The 19231-nt window shown below is 57.7% G+C and carries 22 protein-coding genes; 14 read left to right on the plus strand and 8 right to left on the minus strand.

The features are described from left to right. The first annotated feature begins 67 nt into the window (after nucleotides 1-67). From ACOKCT_RS13295 to ACOKCT_RS13305, 3 genes are read left to right on the plus strand one after another with little or no spacing between them, the layout of a single operon-like run. Nucleotides 68-1468 carry a TolC family outer membrane protein gene (locus tag ACOKCT_RS13295; RefSeq protein WP_103180806.1) on the plus strand — a complete coding sequence of 467 codons (1401 nt, stop codon included), beginning with the start codon at nucleotides 68-70 and terminating at the stop codon, nucleotides 1466-1468. Then, a complete protein-coding gene (locus ACOKCT_RS13300) occupies nucleotides 1465-3657 on the plus strand; it encodes a type I secretion system permease/ATPase (protein ID WP_103180807.1) in 2193 nt (730 codons plus the stop codon). Before ACOKCT_RS13295 ends, ACOKCT_RS13300 begins: the two co-directional genes overlap by 4 nt. A gap of 10 nt (nucleotides 3658-3667) precedes the next feature. After that, a complete protein-coding gene (locus tag ACOKCT_RS13305) occupies nucleotides 3668-4837 on the plus strand; it encodes an HlyD family efflux transporter periplasmic adaptor subunit (RefSeq protein ID WP_103181127.1) in 1170 nt (389 codons plus the stop codon). Nucleotides 4838-4962: 125 nt separating this feature from the next. Here ACOKCT_RS13305 and ACOKCT_RS13310 read toward each other — a convergent pair whose 3' ends face one another. Then, nucleotides 4963-5355, minus strand: coding sequence for a hypothetical protein (locus ACOKCT_RS13310; RefSeq protein ID WP_420193557.1), 393 nt, complete (start codon nucleotides 5353-5355; stop codon nucleotides 4963-4965). A 96-nt stretch (nucleotides 5356-5451) separates the two neighbouring features. Beyond that, nucleotides 5452-6396 (minus strand): LysR substrate-binding domain-containing protein, encoded by a 945-nt coding sequence (locus ACOKCT_RS13315; RefSeq protein WP_420193558.1) that lies wholly within the window; start codon nucleotides 6394-6396, stop codon nucleotides 5452-5454. 98 nt (nucleotides 6397-6494) lie between these two features. Between ACOKCT_RS13315 and ACOKCT_RS13320 the strand changes: the two genes are divergently transcribed. The 4 genes from ACOKCT_RS13320 (at nucleotide 6495) to ACOKCT_RS13335 (ending at nucleotide 9467) form a co-directional block, all read left to right on the plus strand. Continuing rightward, entirely contained in the window at nucleotides 6495-6929 is a 435-nt protein-coding gene (locus tag ACOKCT_RS13320; protein ID WP_103180810.1) for a DMT family transporter, read from the plus strand. A gap of 4 nt (nucleotides 6930-6933) precedes the next feature. Next, nucleotides 6934-7413, plus strand: a complete 480-nt coding sequence (locus ACOKCT_RS13325) for a DMT family transporter (RefSeq protein ID WP_159340331.1) — start codon at nucleotides 6934-6936, stop codon at nucleotides 7411-7413. 89 nt (nucleotides 7414-7502) lie between these two features. After that, entirely contained in the window at nucleotides 7503-8738 is a 1236-nt protein-coding gene (locus ACOKCT_RS13330; protein WP_420193559.1) for an MFS transporter, read from the plus strand. A 42-nt stretch (nucleotides 8739-8780) separates the two neighbouring features. Further along, the gene (locus ACOKCT_RS13335) at nucleotides 8781-9467 is read left to right on the plus strand and encodes an RluA family pseudouridine synthase (RefSeq protein ID WP_159340332.1); all 687 of its coding nucleotides are present in this window, start codon (nucleotides 8781-8783) and stop codon (nucleotides 9465-9467) included. A gap of 33 nt (nucleotides 9468-9500) precedes the next feature. Here ACOKCT_RS13335 and ACOKCT_RS13340 read toward each other — a convergent pair whose 3' ends face one another. Next, on the minus strand, nucleotides 9501-9887 hold the full coding sequence (locus ACOKCT_RS13340; RefSeq protein WP_103180813.1) for a hypothetical protein: 387 nt from the start codon (nucleotides 9885-9887) through the stop codon (nucleotides 9501-9503). Between the two features lie 186 nt (nucleotides 9888-10073). Further along, complete coding sequence (locus ACOKCT_RS13345; protein WP_420193560.1) at nucleotides 10074-10592, minus strand: hypothetical protein; 519 nt, start codon at nucleotides 10590-10592, stop codon at nucleotides 10074-10076. 581 nt (nucleotides 10593-11173) lie between these two features. Here ACOKCT_RS13345 and ACOKCT_RS13350 point away from each other — a divergent pair. From ACOKCT_RS13350 to cydB, 6 genes are all read left to right on the plus strand, one after another. Continuing rightward, entirely contained in the window at nucleotides 11174-11359 is a 186-nt protein-coding gene (locus tag ACOKCT_RS13350; RefSeq protein ID WP_103180815.1) for a general stress protein, read from the plus strand. Nucleotides 11360-11451: 92 nt separating this feature from the next. Next, nucleotides 11452-11946, plus strand: a complete 495-nt coding sequence (locus tag ACOKCT_RS13355) for a ferritin-like domain-containing protein (RefSeq protein WP_103180816.1) — start codon at nucleotides 11452-11454, stop codon at nucleotides 11944-11946. A gap of 31 nt (nucleotides 11947-11977) precedes the next feature. Further along, nucleotides 11978-12484 (plus strand): ferritin-like domain-containing protein, encoded by a 507-nt coding sequence (locus ACOKCT_RS13360; protein ID WP_103822602.1) that lies wholly within the window; start codon nucleotides 11978-11980, stop codon nucleotides 12482-12484. A 15-nt stretch (nucleotides 12485-12499) separates the two neighbouring features. After that, nucleotides 12500-13372 (plus strand): manganese catalase family protein, encoded by an 873-nt coding sequence (locus ACOKCT_RS13365; RefSeq protein WP_103180818.1) that lies wholly within the window; start codon nucleotides 12500-12502, stop codon nucleotides 13370-13372. A gap of 74 nt (nucleotides 13373-13446) precedes the next feature. Beyond that, nucleotides 13447-14850 (plus strand): cytochrome ubiquinol oxidase subunit I, encoded by a 1404-nt coding sequence (locus ACOKCT_RS13370; protein ID WP_103822604.1) that lies wholly within the window; start codon nucleotides 13447-13449, stop codon nucleotides 14848-14850. Next, the gene (gene cydB / locus ACOKCT_RS13375; RefSeq protein WP_420193561.1) at nucleotides 14850-15860 is read left to right on the plus strand and encodes a cytochrome d ubiquinol oxidase subunit II; all 1011 of its coding nucleotides are present in this window, start codon (nucleotides 14850-14852) and stop codon (nucleotides 15858-15860) included. Before ACOKCT_RS13370 ends, cydB begins: the two co-directional genes overlap by 1 nt. A 148-nt stretch (nucleotides 15861-16008) precedes the next feature. Here cydB and ACOKCT_RS13380 read toward each other — a convergent pair whose 3' ends face one another. The 4 genes from ACOKCT_RS13380 to ACOKCT_RS13395 are packed head-to-tail and all read right to left on the minus strand — an operon-like array spanning nucleotide 16009 to nucleotide 18501. After that, nucleotides 16009-16995 (minus strand): SDR family oxidoreductase, encoded by a 987-nt coding sequence (locus tag ACOKCT_RS13380; RefSeq protein WP_420193612.1) that lies wholly within the window; start codon nucleotides 16993-16995, stop codon nucleotides 16009-16011. A 10-nt stretch (nucleotides 16996-17005) separates the two neighbouring features. After that, the gene (locus ACOKCT_RS13385) at nucleotides 17006-17536 is read right to left on the minus strand and encodes a 2-oxo-tetronate isomerase (RefSeq protein ID WP_156655127.1); all 531 of its coding nucleotides are present in this window, start codon (nucleotides 17534-17536) and stop codon (nucleotides 17006-17008) included. Further along, on the minus strand, nucleotides 17533-17985 hold the full coding sequence (locus ACOKCT_RS13390) for a DUF421 domain-containing protein (RefSeq protein WP_103180823.1): 453 nt from the start codon (nucleotides 17983-17985) through the stop codon (nucleotides 17533-17535). The genes ACOKCT_RS13385 and ACOKCT_RS13390 overlap by 4 nt, the downstream gene beginning before the upstream one ends. Before the next feature lie 9 nt (nucleotides 17986-17994). Continuing rightward, entirely contained in the window at nucleotides 17995-18501 is a 507-nt protein-coding gene (locus ACOKCT_RS13395; protein ID WP_159340333.1) for a hypothetical protein, read from the minus strand. A 142-nt stretch (nucleotides 18502-18643) separates the two neighbouring features. Between ACOKCT_RS13395 and ACOKCT_RS13400 the strand changes: the two genes are divergently transcribed. Next, nucleotides 18644-19036 carry a YdeI family stress tolerance OB fold protein gene (locus ACOKCT_RS13400; protein WP_103180825.1) on the plus strand — a complete coding sequence of 131 codons (393 nt, stop codon included), beginning with the start codon at nucleotides 18644-18646 and terminating at the stop codon, nucleotides 19034-19036. Nucleotides 19037-19231: the final 195 nt, after the last annotated feature.

Raw genomic sequence — 19231 nt, forward strand, 5'->3', positions numbered from 1 at the left:
AAGACCCGGGCGCTCGTCGCCCGGGCTTAACATTATAAAGTTGTTCAGTTTTTTTAGGGATAATGCCATGAACAAAGTACCTTGCTGGTGGCTTGGGTGCTGCCTGTTGTCTGCACAGGTCCTTGCCGCCGATTCGCCTGCGGTAATCAGTTTTGGACAATTAAATGAAAATCAGGCGCTGCCCGCTCTGGATGGACGGGTCGCCCTGCCCACCCGTCAGGCCGCCCCCGGTACCTTAACCCTTGGCGATGCGGTGACCCGCGCCGTCAACTGGCATCCCACCATTCGCGAAGCGGTGGGCAAACTTTACGAACAGATCCAGCAGGTCGATGTCGCTAAATCGAAATACTATCCGCAAATCAGCGCCGGGATAGACAACGGCTACAGCAATAACTCCAGCGATACCGGCTTTACCCCCTCGGTGGTGGTCTCCCTCTCCCAGATGCTCTATGACTTTGGCAAGGTGGCAAGCCAGGTGCGCGCTGAAGACGCGGGCGTGGTGCAACAGCAGGCCAACGTGCTGTTGAGCATCGACACTATCGCCCGGGATACCGCCATCGCCCTGGTGCAGGTGCAGATGTGGCAGCAGATGGTGGAGACCGCAGAAGAGCAGCTTGAGGCGCTCGGCGCCATCGGCAAGCTGACGCGCCAGCGTAACGACGAAGGGGCCACCTCGCTCTCGGACGTGGTGCAGACCGACGCCCGTATCGAAGGGGCGCGTTCGCAGCTGATGCAGTATCAGGCCAACCTCGACAGCGCCCGCGCCACGCTGATGAGCAACCTCGGCTGGAGCAATCTGAACGCGGTCAGCAACGCCTTCCCGGAAAAACTGGCCCGCAGCTGCGACATCAACGAGCCGGATGACCGGCTGGTGCCCGCGGTGCTGGCTTCCTGGGCGCAGGCTAACGTGGCGCAGGCGAACCTCGATTACGCCAATGCGCAGATGACTCCTACCGTCTCGCTGGAGCCGCAGGTGCGTCACTACATGAACAACCGCTACCCCGGCCACGATACGCTGGACAAGACCCAGTACAACGTCTCGGTGAACGTCGAGATGCCCCTCTACCAGGGCGGCGGGCTAAGCGCCCGGCGCAACGCCGCCAGCCACGCGGTGGAAGCGGCGCAGTCCAATATTCAGCGCACCCGGCTGGACGTGCGGCAAAAGCTGCTGGAGTCCAAAAGTCAGGTGATGAGCCTGATGAGCACCCTGCAGATCCAGTCCCGCCAGGAGACGCTCAGCCAGCGTACCCGCGAACTCTATCAGCAGCAGTATCTCGATCTGGGCTCCCGCCCCCTGCTGGACGTGCTGAACGCCGAGCAGGAGGTCTACCAGGCCCGCTTTACCCAGTGGCAAACCGCCGGACAGCTTCGCCAGCTGCAGATCAACTGCCTCTATAACACCGGGCGAATGCGCAATGCCTTCGGCCTTGAAAACCACACCATTCAGTCAGTGGAGATCCAGCCATGATCCGAGACGATATCCTTTATGAGGAGACACTGACGCAAGAGGCGCTGGAGCACTGGGCGCAGGCGTTTGGCTACGTCGCCACCCGCTACCGGGTGGCCTGCTCCCCCGGCGCGCTGGTGGCGGGCGCGCCCTGGCTGCAGGGCAAAAGCAAAATCCCGGCGCTGACCGGGCTTGCCCGCGAGGCGGGCCTCTCCTTTCAGCTGCTCACCAACGGCCAGGAGTCCATCAACAGCTGGCGCCTGCCGGTGGTGGTGGAGCTTAATGACGGCAAGATTGGGGTGATTGAGCACTTCGACGGCGAGGATCTGCTGGATGTCTGCTTCTTTGACGGCAAGGCGCAGACCAACCGCATCTCGCTGGCGAAGATGCTCCCGGCCATTCGCCAGGTGGTGGCCCTGCGCCCGCTGGCGGCGCTGAAAGACAGCCGGGTGGATGCCTATATCTCCAGATACCGCCCCGACTGGCTCTACCGGCTGGTGATGCGCGACCTGCGCCCCTATACCTACGTCATGCTGGCGGCGCTGTTCATCAACCTGCTGTCGCTGGCGGGCATTCTCTTTTCAATGCAGGTCTATGACCGGGTGATCCCCGCCCAGTCCTACCCCACCCTCTATGTGCTGACCATCGGGGTGCTGATTGCCACCCTGTTCGGCTTTATCCTGCGTCTCGCCCGGTCTCACATTATGGATCTGCTGGGCAAACGCGCCGACATGCGCGTCTCGGACCGGGTGTTTGGCCACGCCCTGCGCCTGCGCAACAGCGCGGTGCCCCGCTCCACCGGCAGCTTTATCTCCCAGCTGCGTGAGCTGGAGCAGATCCGCGAGATGGTCACCTCCTCCACCATCTCTACCATCGTCGACCTGCCCTTCTTCTTCCTGTTTGTGGTGGTGCTGGCGATCATCGCCCCGTCACTCGCCTGGATCGCCCCGGTTGCGGCAGTGGTGATGGTGCTGCCGGGCCTGCTGCTACAGAAAAAGCTGGCGGCGCTGGCGAAGCAGTCGGCCCACGAGGCGACCCTGCGCAACGCCGTGCTGGTGGAGAGCGTGCAGGGGCTGGAGGACATCAAGCTGATGCAGGCGGAGAACCGCTTCCTGCAACAGTGGAACAGCTACATTCAGATCACCGCCGAGTCGGGCCTTAAGACCCGGGAGCTGACTCAGGGCCTGATCAGCTGGGGGATGACCATTCAGAGCCTGGTCTACACCGCGGTGATTGTGGTGGGTGCCCCGATGGTGATCGAAGGCGAAATGACCACCGGTGCGGTGGTGGCCGCCTCAATGCTGGCCTCGCGGATGATCGCCCCGATGGCGACCCTGTGCGGCGTGCTGGCCCGCTGGCAGCAGGTGAAGGCGGCTAAAGAGGGGCTGGACAACATTATGCAGTTGCCCACCGAGAACCAGCGTGAAGAGACGCCGATCCGCCAGGACGTGCTGCGTGGACACTACCTCTTCGAGCAGGCGCAGTTCGCCTACGGCGGCGACGCGCAGAACCCGGCGCTGCGCATCAACCGGCTGGAGATCAAACCCGGCGAACATGTGGCAGTGCTGGGACGTAACGGCGCGGGCAAATCGACCCTGCTGCAGGCGATGGTGGGCAGCATGGATCTGGTGGGCGGCGAGCTGCGGCTCGACAACCTCAGCCTGCCCCATCTCGACATGGCGGATGTGCGCCGCAACGTCGGCCTGATGAGCCAGAACGCGCGGCTGTTTTACGGCACCCTGCGGGAGAACATCACCCTCGGGATGCCGCGGGCCACCGATGAGGAGATCTTTGCCGTGCTGGAGATGTGCGGCGCGGCCAGCTTTGTGCAGAAGCTGGCGAAGGGGCTGGATCACCCGATTATGGAGAACGGCGTCGGGCTCTCCGGCGGCCAGCGCCAGTCGATTTTGCTGGCGCGGATGTTCCTGCGCGATCCCAACGTCGTGCTGCTGGATGAACCCACCGCCTCGCTGGATGAGCACACCGAGCGTGAATTTATCCAGCGTCTGGGCCAGTGGCTCGGTCATCGCACGCTGATTGTCGCCACCCACCGCGTACCGATGCTGGAGCTGGTGGAGCGCGTGGTGGTGCTGAAAGAGGGCATGCTGGTGATGGACGCGCCGAAAGCGCAGGCGCTGAGCAACAGCCGGATGCAGCAACCGCAGCAGACAAATGGCCGGGAGTGGAAAAATGAAAATCAATCAGCGTGACGTTGCGGCGATGGATGACCTGGATAACGCCCTCGGCTCCGAGAGCGGCTATACCGGGGCGAGAAGCATTGTGTTATTCAGCCTGCTGCTGTTTGTCGCTGCCGGGGTGTGGGCGTGGTTCAGCATTCTCGATGAGGTTTCCACCGGCACCGGGAAGGTGATCCCCAGCTCCCGGGAGCAGGTGTTGCAGTCTCTCGACGGCGGGATCCTCGCCGAACTAAAGGTTCACGAAGGGGATCAGGTGCAGGCCGGCCAGGTGCTGGCGCGTCTCGACCCGACCCGCTCTGAATCCAACGTCGGCGAAAGCGCCGCCCGCTACCGCGCGTCGCTGGCCTCCAGCGCCCGTCTGCGTGCGGAGGTGAACGATCTGCCCCTCATCTTTCCGCCGGAGCTGGCGAAATGGACCGACCTGATCGCCGCCGAAACCCGGCTCTACAACTCCCGCCGCGAGCAGCTGGAAGACTCCCGGCGCGAGCTGCGCCAGGCGTTGGATCTGGTGAATAAAGAGCTTGCGATCACCCAGCGGCTGGTAAAAACCGGCGCCGCCAGCCACGTCGAGGCGCTGCGCCTGCAACGCCAGAAGAGCGATCTTGAGCTGAAGCTCACCGACCTGCGCTCGCAGTACTATGTTCAGGCCCGGGAGGCGCTCTCTAAATCGAACGCCGAAGTGGATATGCTCTCGGCGGTCCTGAAAGGACGTGAAGACTCGGTGACCCGCCTGACGATGACCTCGCCGGTGCGCGGCATTGTGAAGAACATCAAGGTGACCACCATCGGCGGCGTTATTCCCCCGAACGGCGAGGTGATGGAGATTGTGCCGGTGGACGATCACCTGCTGATTGAAACCCGCCTGTCGCCGCGGGATATCGCCTTTATCCACCCCGGCCAGAAGGCGCTGGTGAAGATCACCGCCTACGATTACGCCATCTACGGCGGGCTGGATGGCGTGGTGGAGACCATCTCCCCGGACACCATTCAGGATGAAGCCAAACCGGAAGTGTTTTACTACCGGGTGTTTATCCGCACCAGCCAGGATTACCTGGTGAACAAAGCGGGCAGGCACTTCTCGATTGTGCCGGGGATGATTGCCACGGTGGATATCAAAACCGGCGAGAAATCGGTGATGGATTATATGATCAAGCCGTTTAACCGGGCGAAAGAGGCACTAAGGGAGCGGTAGCAAGAGCGCCGGGTAGCGGCGGCGCCTTACCCGGCCTACCAAACCGGCACGCCCTTGTAGGCCGGGCAAGCGAAGCGCCGCCCGGCAAACAGGTCGCACCGGTGCAAACCCACCAGGCCATACTCTCAACGAAACATTAACGGCAAGGTTTCGCCAGGCTGCTGCGGTCGGGTTGCGCCTGATGCTGAAGGGTGTTCGATAAAATCAGGGTGATGAATAACATTGTTTGTCGCCAGATTAAGGGCGCAGTGCATCTCATACAGCAGCCTTTCCTGTTCAGGCCCGCTGCTGCCGGACAACTGCTGCGTGTAGCCTCTCACCTGAAGCAAATTTTCCGTCATGCGCAGATTCGTCAGCTTGCACGCCTCAGCGTGCTGACTGGCAGACTTCAGCTGCCCCCGGCTCTCCTCCAGCGCCGTTTCAAGTTTATCAACCTCATTGGTCAGCCGGGAAACCATCATAAAGAGGATGGCGACCCCGGCGATGACAGGAACAATTAACCACCATGACACAAACATGTGAGTCACCCTGCAAGATAAGTAGCGTAGTTACATTCTTATTAGCAGGCTGACTTAGAGCAATAATAGGAAATCATTAGAAACGCCCGCGCCTCTTTACTCCTTCATTGCGGATTGCCAGTAAAGGGGCGTGCCGAAAAACGCCACGTAGTAGTCAATCACCGCCCTGACGTTCAGCGGTGGATGACGCGCATTGGGGTAGATCGCCGAAATGTTCTGCGGTTCCGTGTTGATAGCGGCCTCATGGTCCGGCAGCAGTTTTACCAGCTCCCCGCTGCGCAACCGGTCGCCGATAAGCCAGTCCGGGAAGAGCACCATCCCCATCCCGCCCAGCGCCGAGGTCAGCAGGGTTTCCGCGTTATTGGACGATAACAGCGGCGACACGGGATAGTGGACCCACGCCCCGCCAGGCGCACGCAGCAGCCAGCGGTTGGGGCCGGACGAACCGCGGTAGACAAGGCATTTATGCCGGGTTATGTCGTCGGGCACCTCGGGCGCACCATATTTACGCAGATAAGCCGGAGAGGCGGCGAGGTGATAAAACTGCGGCCCGAAAACCCGGGCGTGAAAAGAGGAGTCGGTCAGCATACCGATGCGAAAGATCAGGTCGGCAGCATCCCGATGGGGATCGATATAGTCATCCGTCAGCGTCAGCTCGATGCTGAGCCGGGGGTAGCGTTCCGTCAGGCCGGGAAGCCCCGGCGCGATATGCCGCTGACCGAAAAAGACCGGGGCGTTGATGCGCAGCAGACCGGAGGGCTCCTGCTTGCGCGCGTCCAGCTCCCGGCGCGCCTCCTCAAGATTGCCGAGCATCAGGCGGGCATAGCGGATAAAAAGGTGCCCACTTTCCGTGGGAATAATTGCCCGCGTGTTGCGGTAAAAAAGCTGCTGGCCGAGCGCATCCTCAAGCTGATGGATGACCCGCGAAACCTGCGAAGCGGAGATCCCCTCCCGGCGTGCTACCACCGAAAAATTCTGGGATTCATAGACCTCTTTAAAGGTTTGCAGCCAGCGGAGGCTGATCGTGGCGGAGTCGCGCATTAATGCATTTCCTGCACAGGTGTTTCTTTCATTATGGCATTTTTCTCACGGATGTTCAGGGGTACGCTTCCCCGCCTTGAAAACGGAGAAGAGTAACTATGCAGCTGATATTGATTTTACTGGTTATTGCCGGGGGGATGGGACTGTCCGTCGAGGCAGGGCTACTGGGGCCGCTCGGCGGTGAGGTAGGTGATTTATGGGCCACGTTCAGCGTGTTCGGCGTCGGTGCCGCCCTGACCTTTTTGCTGATGCTCTTTTTCAGCCCACGCAACAGCCCGTCGTTTTTTTCACAGCCTTCATGGCAGCTACTGGGCGGCGTTCTCGGCCCGGTCTACGTCATTATTCTCACCGTGGTGACGCCCGCCATCGGTATCGCCATGACGATGATTGGCATCCTTGCCGGCCAGGTCTTTAAAAGCCTGATCATCGATCACTACGGCCTGCTGGGCACGCCGCACCGCAAAATTGACACTAAACGCATCATCGCGCTGATTTTTATCATTGCCGCGCTGGTTCTGGTTGCACAGGGGTAAGACGATGACATTAATTATGATTATTCTGGCGGTGATTGGCGGTGCGACGCTGAGCATTCAGGCCGCCATCAACGGCCAGCTGGGCAGCAAGGTGGGCGTATTCAAAAGCGCGTTCCTGACCTTTTCCGTCGGGGCGCTGATCACCGCCCTGCTGATCTTCTTCTTTGAACCGCGCCATGCCGTCAGCCTGCTGGATGTGCCCAAATGGCAGCTGCTGGGGGCGATGTTTGGCGTGCCGTACATCGTCATCATGGTGCTGGCCGTGCAGCGTATCGGTACGGCGGTGGCCACGGTGGCGGTGATTTTTGGTCAGCTGACCATGAGCATGCTGATCGACAATTTTGGCTGGCTGGGGAACGACGCCATTCCCTTCTCGATGACGCGCCTGGGCGCTGTCCTCTGCCTCGGGATTGCACTCTGGTTCATCTACGCCAGCAGCACGCAGAAGTCAGAGGAGAAGGCGCCTGCAGAAACGCGAAGTTAAGCCAGCTTCGGTGAGGGGAGGCGCAGGCAGGTGTTTTTGCTTTTCAGGTCATTTATAGTACTTCCCCTCATCCCGTAGCCATTAACACCATGAAAACCGATAATAAACGCGTTCGTGCTTATCATTTTTCCCCTTTTCGCCATCTTTTTGCCGCACGTTTTCTCACCGTTCTGGGCAACGGTATCGCCCCCATTGCGCTGGCATTTGCGGTGCTGGATATTGGCGGCTCGGCCTCTGATTTAGGTATCGTCGTGGCCTCCCGCTCGATTTTTAACGTGCTGTTTCTGCTGCTGGGCGGAGTATTAGCGGACCGCTACTCCCGCAGCCGGGTGCTCGTCTCCTCGTCGGTGGTGGCCGCCATCTCACAGGCTGTCGTGGCGTGGTCGGTGCTGGACGGGTCCGCCACGGTGCTCAGCCTGACCCTGCTTGGCGCGGTAAACGGTGCCGCCGCGGGCATCACCCTTCCCGCCTCTTCTGCCCTCGTTCCCCAGACGGTCCCCGGTAAAAGCCTGCGCGAAGCCAACGCCTTCATTCAGCTCGGGGTGTACAGCGGGACGGTTATCGGCGCGTCGCTGGGCGGCGTTCTGACAGGCGCCGTCGGACCGGGCTGGGGGCTTGCCATTGATGCCCTGGGGTTCGCCGCCGCCGCCCCCCTCTACCTGATTATTCGCGTGACCGCCCTTGAAGCCGGGCCTTCTCAAAGCAACATGCTGCAGGATTTAAAAGCGGGGTGGCAGGAGTTCGCCAGCCGGGCCTGGGTGTGGTCGATCGTCGTGCAGTTCACCATTATTAACGCCGCTTTTAGCGGGGTAATGATGGTGCTCGGGCCGGTGATTGCAGATACCTCTTTTGGCCGGGCGCAGTGGGGGATTATTTTGGCATGCCAGAGTATTGGCCTCATTGTGGGCTCCTCCCTTGCCCTGCGCTGGCGACCGCGCCGGGATCTCTTTATCGGCGTGATGCTGGTGTCATGCTGCGCCCTGCCCATCTTTATGCTGAGCCTGCTCCCCTCCACGCCCTGGCTGATTGCCGCGTTCTTTATTGCCGGGGTGACCTTTGGCCTCTTTGGGGTGGCCTGGGCCCAGTCCCTGCAAACGCATATTCCGCAGGATAAGCTGGCACGCGTCTATGCCTACGATGCGGTGGGATCGTTTGTGGCGATCCCCTGCGGCGAGCTTATCGCCGGGCCGCTGGCCAACCAGTACGGCACCAGCAACGTGCTGCTGGTGGCGGCCTGTGCCGTGGTTCTCGCCACGGTAGCCGCCAGCCTGGTGCCGGCGATAAGACGACTCGATAACACGTCACAGCTTAAATCGCATACATAATGGGTTATCATCCGTCTCCCTCCTCTTTCTGCGGTCAGACTGATGTCAGTGATTATCGATAATTTTATTGCCCCGCCCTGCCATGCGGCGATAGAGACGCTCTGGCAGGACGACCATCTGGTGCTGATCAATAAACCCAGCGGGCTGCTCAGCCTGTCGGGGAAAAATCCGCAAAACCTCGATTCGGTGCACTACCGGCTGGTGCAGACCTTTCCCGGCTGCACGCTGGTGCATCGCCTCGATTTTGGCACCTCCGGGCTGATGGTGATTGCCCGCAACAAGGCGATCAATGCCGCTCTCTGCCAGCAGTTCAGCCAGCGCAGCGTAACCAAGACTTACACCGCCCTGCTCTGCGGGCATCTGGCCGATGATGAAGGGGTGATAGACGCCCCCATAGCCAAAGATCCGGCGCTGTTCCCGCGGATGTCGATTTGCGCTATCAACGGCAAGCCCGCCCGTTCCCGCTATCGGGTGGTGGAGCGCGGGCATTATCAGGGTGATGTGCCGGTCACGCGGGTGGAACTGACGCCGGAGACGGGGCGCACCCACCAGCTGCGCATTCACTGCCAGCAGCTGGGCCACCCGATTTTAGGCTGCGACCTGTATGGCGGAGTGCAGATACCCGGCACCGAACGCACGCCGCGCCTGATGCTGCACGCCAGCGAGCTGCGGTTCGTGCATCCGGTCAACGGGGAGCCTGTCCATATCCGCCATGCCAGCCCGTTTTGATAGTGCCATTTTGCCACGCGGCTCTCTGTCAGTTCAGCCCCACGCCTGGTTCTGAATCACCACCCGGTACCCGTTGTCATCCACGAATGTGTGCCCATTGACCTCCCAGTAGGGGTTAAACGCATTTACCTGCGTAAAGCCCGCGCTGCGCATTCGCCCGCAGGTCGCTTCCCATTCGGCTTTATCGGGATAATAGAGAACGATCAGATCCTCGTTCGTTTGCAGAGGCTGAACGGGATGGTGGTGGCACACGGTAAATTCGATATGCCAGGGTAAATCTTCCCGCCCTAACATGATCCCGCTGAAGCCCTGATGATCGCTAAAGTCCGCAATCTTTTTCAGTCCTAATCCCTGGCTGTACATCAGGAAAGCGTTGTCGAGGTTTATGACAGGTCTGGCAATACGCATATGGGTGAACATCCGGGCTCCTGTGGGCTGCTGGTTTATCATGCCGTCTCAGTCTACCTGCCGTTGCGTTTGCCATTTTCCTCTCAGTGCGTTCCGACATAACGGCGGCACGCCTGATGTTGCATCGCGCCGCCGGGCGGTCTGGGTGAGTTTGCAGCGGAATGTGGCTATCCGGTTAATCCAGAACGATGAGCCCTCTCACCCCGACTGCTGCACCTGTGCCGACAAATAGACCCGCACGTAGCGTACAAATTTGCCGACAAAGACCCCGGCGAACAGCCCGCCGGTAATGATGGCGAAGGCGCTTGCGCCGGGGCGCTGCAGCGTCTCGGGCGCAATGGCGCTGATCGCTCCCAGCACATATTTCACCGCGAAGGCCAGCATCATAATGGGCAGTGCCGAGTAGTCCGCCGAACGGTAAATGCTGCGCGGGGCGGCAGCCCGGCTCACCGTCACCCCTTTGCTCAGGAAATAGCCCATCGCCGCGCCGCTGAGTAGACCTGCCAGCCACAGGGAGCCGGTGCCGAAGGTGAGTGTGCGAAAGACCAGCAGGTCGTAGATATCCCAGATCAGAAACAGGGCCGGAACGATGGCGAGCTTTTCCAGCGCAACGGTGGCGGGCTTACGCGCCCGGATGCCTCTGCTTATCAGGAACAGCAGAACCAGATAGACCCAGACGGGGGTATGAATCAGGACACCAGAGATGAAATCAAGCATAGGGTTCACCTTCGACTCCGGGGTGACACCGCGTCACCGCTCCGGTTGAGTATTGCCTGGGGTACCCGCTCTACCATCATACTTTATCAGGTTCTTTTATTTGCCCTTCGCTTACCCTTTTTGAAGTAGTAATTTCCGTGAGTAACTGTAATCCATACATAATATACGCAAACAATTTGTTATATTATTTAACAGCCGAAAACAATGTCCATAAATAATATAAAAACCAATTAAGATTAATCCCACGTACAATATTTTCATATGGGCTATAAGCGGGCCACCCTGAACGTAAACTTACGTAAAGAGCCCCGCCACGCCTGGACTCGAACGTTTCAGCGAAACACAAAACAAGCGATAAAGCAGAACAACCGGAAGGTCGTTTGTTTACATTACCTTGGCGAAACTTATTTGCGAAACAAGCGGAGCGATATATTCAGTTAAATCTTAAAACATAAGATAATTTATTTTCAAAACCGCATTTGACTCTTCTGAAATAGGGGCTAAATTTAATCCTGAACGACAACGGATACGAATAAAAACGTATCTTACTGACATAAACGATGTAAATGAGGAAACATAATATGGCAGAGCAACGTGGTGGTTCAGGTAATTTCGCACAGGATCGTGAAAAGGCCTCTGAAGCAGGGAAAAAAGGCGGTCAGCAGAGCGGTGGTAATTTCAAAAACGATCCGCAGCGCGCTTCCGAAGCAGGTAAAAAGGGCGGTCAGCATAGCCATGGTGGCGGACGTAAGTCTGACAACTCTTAATTCATCTCATTATTAAAGCCTGTTCTTCACTTTAATGGGTAACCTCTGCGGGTCCGCGGGCTCGCAGATTTTTATAGCACTGGAGAAAAAGTATGAATATGAAAAGTATAGAGGATGTATTTATTCATTTGTTATCCGATACCTATAGTGCAGAAAAACAGCTTACTCGTGCGCTGGCTAAATTATCCCGCGAAGCCGCCAGCCCCGATCTGAGCGCTGCGTTTAAAGCGCACCTGGAAGAAACCCATGGTCAGATTGAGCGTATCGATCAGCTCATCGAGAAAACGCCAAATATTAAATTGAAAAGAATGAAATGCGTGGCGATGGAAGGGTTAATTGAAGAAGCCAATGAAGTCCTTGAAAGCACAGAAAAAAATGAAGTGCGTGATGCAGCATTAATCGCTGCGGCGCAAAAAGTCGAACACTATGAAATTGCCAGCTACGGCACACTCGCTACCCTGGCGGAGCAATTAGGATACACCCAGGCGGTCAAATTATTAGCCGAGACGCTGGAAGAAGAGAAATCCACCGATCTTAAACTGACCGATTTGGCAGTCGGTAATATTAATCAGAAAGCAGAAAAGTAAGCCTGAATTAACCGAACCCGAGGACGAAAATATGAATCACGTAGAACACTACCATGACTGGCTACGCGATGCTCACGCCATGGAAAAGCAAGCGGAATCTATGCTCGAATCAATGGCGAGCCGTATCGATAATTACCCTGATGTCCGCGCCCGTATTGAGCAACATCTTACTGAAACCAAACAGCAAATAAATGTACTGGAAGAGATCCTCGACCGTAACGATATTTCCCGCTCAATGTTGAAAGACTCCATGAGCAAAATGATGGCGTTCGGCCAGTCTGTCGGCGGCATTATGACCTCGGATGAAATCGTAAAAGGCTCTATTAGCGGCTACGTTTTCGAGCAGTTCGAAATTGCCTGCTATACCTCCCTGCTGGCCGCGGCGCGAAAAGCCGGAGACGTGGCATCGATTCCAGCGATCGAATCGATCCTCGCCGAAGAGCAGCGCATGGCCGACTGGCTGATCCAGCATATTCCTGACACGACTGAGCAGTTCCTGCTGCGCTCAGATGCTGACGGTGTCGAAGCGAAAAAATAACTAGGGAGTGAGCGTATGTTTCGACACGTAAAACAATTGCAGTATACCGTCCGCGTTGCCGAGCCGAACCCCGGCCTGGCAAACCTGCTGCTTGAACAGTTTGGCGGCCCACAGGGCGAGCTGGCGGCCGCCTGCCGTTACTTCACCCAGGGGCTGGGCGATGACGATCCAGGCCGCAGAGAGATGCTGATGGATATCGCGACCGAAGAGCTCAGCCACCTTGAGATCATCGGTACGCTGGTCGGCATGCTGAACAAAGGCGCCAAAGGCGAACTGGCGGAAGGTACCGAAAGTGAAGCGGAACTCTACCGCTCACTGACGCAAAACGGTAACGATAGCCATATCACCTCCCTGCTGTATGGCGGTGGGCCACCGCTGACCAACTCCGCAGGCGTGCCATGGACTGCGGCGTATATCGATACTATCGGGGAAGCCACCGCCGATTTGCGCTCCAACATCGCGGCGGAAGCACGCGCCAAAATCATCTATGAACGCCTGATCAACGTCACTGACGATGTCGGGGTAAAAGATGCCCTTGCGTTCCTGATGACCCGTGAAGCCGCACACCAGCTCTCGTTTGAGAAGGCGTTGCAGTCGATTCGCAATAATTTCCCACCAGGGAAACTACCGCCAATCGAACAATACGCAACCACCTACTACAATATGTCTGCAGGTGATGATCTTCGCGGCAGCTGGAACAGCGATGAAAACTTTGAGTACGTTGCCGATCCGCAACCCGCCGTTGATGGCGGCGATGGCAGCGCTGAGGTTACGCTCACGAAAGAGCAGGCCGCACTACTCAAAGCGATGGCGAGCCGCACCGAGTCGGATCCAACAGCCGATCCGCTCACTGGCGCTGAGCTGGGTGCCGGTAAAAATAAACCGTAACCCCGCCCGCAACAACAGCCGTACCACGATGCCCCGTTTTATACGGGGCTTTTCGCTGACAGGGGAAGAGTACGATGTTCGAACTCGATGCGTTTTATCTCGCCAGGCTTCAGTTTGCCTTCACTGTCTCATTTCATATTATCTTCCCGGCGTTAACCATCGGCCTTGCCAGCTATCTGGTGGTACTGGAGGGGATGTGGCTGAGAACGAAAAATGATGTCTGGCGCTCGCTCTATCATTTCTGGTTAAAAATCTTCGCCGTTAACTTCGGCATGGGCGTGGTCTCCGGGCTGGTGATGGCTTACCAGTTTGGCACCAACTGGAGTGGCTTTTCGCAGTTTGCCGGCAGCATCACCGGCCCGCTGCTCACCTATGAAGTGCTCACCGCCTTCTTCCTCGAAGCGGGTTTCCTTGGGGTCATGCTGTTTGGCTGGAACAAGGTTGGGCCTGGCCTGCACTTCTTTGCCACCTGTATGGTGGCGCTGGGCACTCTGATGTCCACCTTCTGGATCCTCGCCTCCAACAGCTGGATGCACACGCCGCAGGGCTTTAGCATCGAGAACGGTCAGGTCATCCCCGAGGACTGGTTCGCCATCATCTTTAACCCCTCTTTCCCGTATCGTCTGATCCACATGTCCATCGCCGCCTTCCTGAGCAGCGCCCTGTTTGTTGGCGCCTCCGGGGCATGGCATCTGCTGCGCGGTAACGACAGCCCGGCGGTGCGCAAAATGTTCTCAATGGCGCTGTGGATGGCGCTGCTGGTGGCGCCGATTCAGGCCTTTGTCGGGGATATGCACGGCCTGAACACCCTCGAACACCAGCCGGCAAAAATCGCCGCCATCGAAGGGCATTGGGAAAATCCCCCTGGCGAAGCGACGCCCCTGCTGCTGTTTGGTGTGCCCGATATGGAAGAGGAGCGCACCAAGTATGGGCTGGAGATCCCGGCGCTTGGCAGCCTGATCCTCACCCACAGCCTGGATAAGCAGGTCCCGGCGCTGAAAGATTTCCCGAAAGATGAGCGCCCTAACTCGCTCATCGTCTTCTGGTCGTTCCGCGTGATGGTGGGCCTGGGGCTGCTGATGATCCTGATGGGGGTTATCAGCCTTTGGTTGCGCCATCGCCGTCGGCTCTATCACTCCCGCCCGTTCCACCGCTTTGCCCTGAGTATGGGGCCAGCGGGTGTCGTCGCGATCCTCGCCGGCTGGGTTACGACCGAGGTGGGCCGCCAGCCGTGGGTCGTATATGGCTATCTGCGCACCATTGATGCGGTGTCGCTGCACAGCACCCTGCAAATGAGCATCAGCCTGCTGGCGTTTATCGTTGTTTACTGCTCGGTATTTGGCGTGGGGTTAGTCTATCTGGTGCGGTTGATTAAGAAAGGACCGCAGCCTACCGATAATCTCTCGATGAAGACCGACGGCAGACCCGCACGCCCGCTCTCGGCGGCAGAACCGGTTCCGGAAGAGGAGAAACTGTAATGGGCGTCGATATCTCAGTTATCTGGTTTGCCATCATCGTTTTCGCCACCCTGATGTACATCATCATGGATGGCTTCGATTTAGGTATCGGCATGCTCTTCTACTTTGAGCGCGACCCGCAGGCGCGCGACGTGATGGTAAACAGCGTCGCCCCGGTATGGGACGGAAACGAAACCTGGCTGGTGCTGGGGGGAGCCGGGCTGTTTGGCGCCTTCCCGCTGGCCTATGCGGTGGTTATCGATGCGCTGACCATTCCCCTGACCGCGATGCTGATCGGGCTCATTTTCCGCGGGGTGGCGTTCGAGTTTCGTTTCAAAGCCACGCCGTCGCACCGCGCCTTCTGGGACTACTCCTTCGCCGGGGGCTCGCTGCTGGCGACCTTCAGCCAGGGGATTGTCGTCGGGGCGATGATTAACGGCTTTGACGTTGAAGGCCGCCGCTTCGCGGGTTCGTCGCTGGACTGGCTGACCCCCTTTAACCTCTTCTGCGGGCTGGGGCTGATGGTGGCCTATACCCTGCTGGGCACCACCTGGCTGATTATGAAAAGCGAAGGGGCATTACAGCGCCATATGCGGGATTTGACCCGCAAGGTGCTGCTGGCGCTGCTGGCGGTCGTGGCGGTGGTAAGCGTCTGGACCCCGCTCGACTGGCAATATGTGGCCGACCGCTGGTTCACATTGCCGAACTTCTTCTACTTCCTGCCGGTGCCGCTGCTGGTGGGGATCTTCGGTCTGTGGATCTGGCGACTCACCCGCGATCCGCACAGCCATACCCGACCCTTCCTGCTGACCCTCGGGCTGATCTTCCTTGGCTTTAGCGGGCTCGGCATCAGCCTGTGGCCCAACATTATCCCGCCACGCATCACCATCTGGGACGCCGCCGCGCCGCCGTCCAGCCAGCTCTTTATGCTGGTGGGCACGCTGCTGATCATCCCGTTGATTCTGGTCTATACCGCCTGGAGCTACTACGTGTTTCGCGGCAAGGTGACCGACACCGAGGGCTACCATTAAGCGCGGCAGCATTGCCGGGTGGCGCTGACGCTTACCCGGCCTACAAATCGCCCCCAGGCCCGGCAAGCATCGCGCCGCCGGGCGGTGCGCAATAAAAAGCCGGGTGGCGGCTTTGCCTTACCCGGCCTACAAAACGATACTGCTTACCCTATTTCCGCCGGGTGATCAGTTTCCCCACCAGCAGCAGTCCCGCCAGCGCAGCGCTACCCAGCAGTACTTTCCCCGGCACGCCGGAGGTGATGGCCGTCGCCCGGGTTCTCGACTCGTCGGAAAAGCGCCCGTGGACCTGGTGCATCCCCCTGACCGGCCCGGAAAGATAATCCTGCCGCTCGGGGACGTTGAGTTCGTTGGTCATCTGCCCTTCCCACGCCTTTTTCACCATCATGCGATCCAGCAGGCCGGGGAAGAGAAACTGGCCGATAATCGCCTGTATGGTGCTGCGCCCGACCCACAGCTCCCGCACCGGGCGGCGGGTCACGTTGAAAATCGCCTCGGCGGCCACCTCCGGCTCATAGACCGGTCCGATTGGGCGCATAGCGAAGGCAAACTTATTGCGCGCCCAGCTAAACTGCGGCGTGTTAAGGCCCGGCATCTGCACCATCGTCAGCTGGATATTGATACGCTCGTGGATAAGCTCGGTGCGTACCGCGTCGGTAAAGCCGCGGATCGCCGCTTTCGCGCCGCAGTAGGCGGACTGGAGCGGGATGGAGCGGTAAGCCAGGGCAGAGCCCACCTGGATAATCTGTCCCGCATCGCGCGGGGTCATCACGGACAATGCCGCCCGGGTGCCGTTAACGTAGCCCAGGTAGGTTACGTCCGTGACCCGGCGAAACTCCTCATCGCTCATGGTGCGAAACGGCGCCAGCACCCCGCACATGGCGTTGTTGATCCATACATCAATTGCGCCGAGCTGCGTCTCGAACGCGTTGGCCGCCGCCATGATGGCCGACGCGTCCGTCACATCGGCATTCACCGTGTGACACTTCACGCCGAAGCGTTCAATTTCGGCCCGCGCCGCCTCAAGGCTGGGGTCATCCCGGGCGATAATCCCCACGTGATAGCCCGCCTCTGCAAAACGCAGCGCCGTGGCTTTGCCCACGCCAGCCGTCGCTCCGGTGATCACCACAACGCTCATCATGCTCTCCTTAATGCAGTTGCTTTTTCCAGTGCGGGATCTGCCGCAACAGTTCAGAAAGCGCGTAACGAACCGCTTTCTCAATCACATCTTCACACTCGCCGGTGAAGTGCTGCACGGCGGTAGTGACCTCACCGCGAAAAGACCAACCAAACCAGACGGTGCCTGCCGGAGTGCCATCCTCACCGCCGTCCGGCCCGGCATAACCGCTGATGGCGATGCTGATATCCGCGTCGGCAAGCTCCAGTGCGCCCTGAGCCATCTCGCCCACCGTCTGGCTACTGACGGCGGTATATTTTTCCAGGGTGGCATTGTTGACACCCAGTACCTTGTGTTTAGCTTCGTTGTTAAAGGTGACCACGCCGGTACCAAAGAACGAGGCGGTATCTTTCTCGGCGCAGAGCGCAGAGGCCAGGTTGCCGCCGGTGCAGGATTCTGCGGTAGTAAGCAGCCAGCCCAGATCGATCAGGACAGTTGATACCTGGCTGGTGAGTTCTTTGGTGGTTTTGGCCTGGTTCCAGACATTTTCATTTTCTTTCATGATGCACTCTCTTCAGGAATAATCGAAATATGACCATTACGTTCAAGTATGGCGTATTTAATTTCTTCCAGAGTGGTTATGCCGTGATTTTGCCGGGCAGAGACCAGAATGTCGTCGCAGGAGACATCGACTTTCTTTAATTTTTCGTTTTGCAGTTCACCGTGCACCACCAGAATAACCGGGGAGCCGTCGATGGCCGATTCCGCACCGGATATATATTTTTTTACCATGCCAAACAGCATATCCACCACCACCAGCGTAATAATGGTGAGCATGGCGCCGGTGACGGAAAAATCATCCCCCAGCAGCGCCTGTTGCGTAGCTTCACTAATAATTAATAACAGGATCAGATCGAAGCTGGTCATTTGCAGCAGCGCCCGCCTGCCGGCGATTTTAAATACCACCAGTAAAATCAGATAAATCGCCACCGCCCTGAGTATCATTTCCATATTGGTGCCTTAGGGATAGATAAATTGCCAGAAAGAGAGGCCCGGTTGATTATTTACCGTGACAGAGAGGTCGGTTTTGCCGGGGCGTTGTGGGGTGGTATAGAGCCAGACGGTTAAACCCTTGCGCGGTTCCTGATAAACCAGCACGATCTCCCCGCCCTCGCTGTACATTTCATCGGGCTGGGGCCAGATATTATCGGTTTGCATCCGTTCCATATATTCGCCGCCGATGCGCAACGTCAGCGGCGTAGTACTCTGTTCTGGCACGCTAATTTTCAACTCAATGGGCGTTTGCAAGCGTCCAAAACGTTCATACTCAACCTGCAAATTACCCGGAGCGTTACTCTTTGTCGCTTCGCTAAAATAGCCACCAGAAAAAAGCCCTGACAGCGCAGCGGTGATAATGAGTATTAACAGAAAAAAACCGAAGCGGTGCGCATCGTATTCAAACTGCAGGGCAGCATGACTCTGTTTGACGCCGGGCAATTCAGGGGGGGGTTCTTTGGCTTTTGCCATTTATCACCTCACCGTCTCGTTAATTAATATTATGCAGCCAGATGATTTTTATCGATAAATTTGATTAAGACTGTTCCTGTTTGCAAAATAAAAAATAGCAACCAGGCTTAATCTGTCAAGCAGGCTAAACCAAGGAGGCTGTATGAAATTATCCGTCGCACCCTTATTGTGTTGTCTTATAATTCCGGCTGTATATGCCGATGATAATGGTGGACTGAAGAAAGATACTGCCCCTCCTCCACCGCACGCGCTGGATGATGGTTATCGTGGCGCGGAAGATGCCCGCATCATGACCGTGGAGCAGGCCAAAGAGATGCACGACGGGGCTACGATCTCCCTGCGCGGTAATCTCATAGAAGGTTCCGGCGGCGATAAATTTAAATTCCGCGATAAAACCGGCACTATTGATACGGTGATCCCCCAGGCGGTATTTGATGGCCGTACCGTCCAGCCCGATAATATGATCAGCATTAACGGCAGTCTGGATAAAAAATCAAATCCACCGGTGGTCCGTGTCGACCGTATTCAGAAATAGTGTAAATTTCACTTAAGTTTCTCGTGGATATTCCCGAATATCCACGAGAACCCTGAGGAATATATTCTCTAAACCTTAACCTACCAGATTTAAGGAGCCAAAAACTCGGATAATTCCGGGCTTTAGGATTAATCCCCCTTTCCTTCCCCTCGCAATACTTAAACAATTTTACACAAATTCACATTGCCTTCTTTA

This window comes from Leclercia sp. M-A074-M, from assembly GCF_965195605.1.
Lineage (GTDB): Bacteria > Pseudomonadota > Gammaproteobacteria > Enterobacterales > Enterobacteriaceae > Enterobacter.

Excerpts from the sequence above, each read along its gene's own strand:
- ACOKCT_RS13355 (WP_103180816.1), top strand. The coding sequence starts at position 11,452 with ATGAATATGAAAAGTATAGAGGATGTATTTATTCATTTGTTATCCGAT.
- ACOKCT_RS13340 (WP_103180813.1), bottom strand. The coding sequence starts at position 9,887 with ATGTTCACCCATATGCGTATTGCCAGACCTGTCATAAACCTCGACAAC.
- ACOKCT_RS13295 (WP_103180806.1), top strand. The coding sequence starts at position 68 with ATGAACAAAGTACCTTGCTGGTGGCTTGGGTGCTGCCTGTTGTCTGCA.
- ACOKCT_RS13345 (WP_420193560.1), bottom strand. The coding sequence starts at position 10,592 with ATGCTTGATTTCATCTCTGGTGTCCTGATTCATACCCCCGTCTGGGTC.
- ACOKCT_RS13320 (WP_103180810.1), top strand. The coding sequence starts at position 6,495 with ATGCAGCTGATATTGATTTTACTGGTTATTGCCGGGGGGATGGGACTG.
- ACOKCT_RS13365 (WP_103180818.1), top strand. The coding sequence starts at position 12,500 with ATGTTTCGACACGTAAAACAATTGCAGTATACCGTCCGCGTTGCCGAG.
- cydB (WP_420193561.1), top strand. The coding sequence starts at position 14,850 with ATGGGCGTCGATATCTCAGTTATCTGGTTTGCCATCATCGTTTTCGCC.
- ACOKCT_RS13390 (WP_103180823.1), bottom strand. The coding sequence starts at position 17,985 with ATGGAAATGATACTCAGGGCGGTGGCGATTTATCTGATTTTACTGGTG.
- ACOKCT_RS13400 (WP_103180825.1), top strand. The coding sequence starts at position 18,644 with ATGAAATTATCCGTCGCACCCTTATTGTGTTGTCTTATAATTCCGGCT.
- ACOKCT_RS13310 (WP_420193557.1), bottom strand. The coding sequence starts at position 5,355 with ATGTTTGTGTCATGGTGGTTAATTGTTCCTGTCATCGCCGGGGTCGCC.
- ACOKCT_RS13370 (WP_103822604.1), top strand. The coding sequence starts at position 13,447 with ATGTTCGAACTCGATGCGTTTTATCTCGCCAGGCTTCAGTTTGCCTTC.
- ACOKCT_RS13360 (WP_103822602.1), top strand. The coding sequence starts at position 11,978 with ATGAATCACGTAGAACACTACCATGACTGGCTACGCGATGCTCACGCC.
- ACOKCT_RS13325 (WP_159340331.1), top strand. The coding sequence starts at position 6,934 with ATGACATTAATTATGATTATTCTGGCGGTGATTGGCGGTGCGACGCTG.
- ACOKCT_RS13395 (WP_159340333.1), bottom strand. The coding sequence starts at position 18,501 with ATGGCAAAAGCCAAAGAACCCCCCCCTGAATTGCCCGGCGTCAAACAG.
- ACOKCT_RS13350 (WP_103180815.1), top strand. The coding sequence starts at position 11,174 with ATGGCAGAGCAACGTGGTGGTTCAGGTAATTTCGCACAGGATCGTGAA.
- ACOKCT_RS13300 (WP_103180807.1), top strand. The coding sequence starts at position 1,465 with ATGATCCGAGACGATATCCTTTATGAGGAGACACTGACGCAAGAGGCG.
- ACOKCT_RS13335 (WP_159340332.1), top strand. The coding sequence starts at position 8,781 with ATGTCAGTGATTATCGATAATTTTATTGCCCCGCCCTGCCATGCGGCG.
- ACOKCT_RS13380 (WP_420193612.1), bottom strand. The coding sequence starts at position 16,995 with ATGAGCGTTGTGGTGATCACCGGAGCGACGGCTGGCGTGGGCAAAGCC.
- ACOKCT_RS13305 (WP_103181127.1), top strand. The coding sequence starts at position 3,668 with ATGGATGACCTGGATAACGCCCTCGGCTCCGAGAGCGGCTATACCGGG.
- ACOKCT_RS13315 (WP_420193558.1), bottom strand. The coding sequence starts at position 6,396 with ATGCGCGACTCCGCCACGATCAGCCTCCGCTGGCTGCAAACCTTTAAA.
- ACOKCT_RS13385 (WP_156655127.1), bottom strand. The coding sequence starts at position 17,536 with ATGAAAGAAAATGAAAATGTCTGGAACCAGGCCAAAACCACCAAAGAA.
- ACOKCT_RS13330 (WP_420193559.1), top strand. The coding sequence starts at position 7,503 with ATGAAAACCGATAATAAACGCGTTCGTGCTTATCATTTTTCCCCTTTT.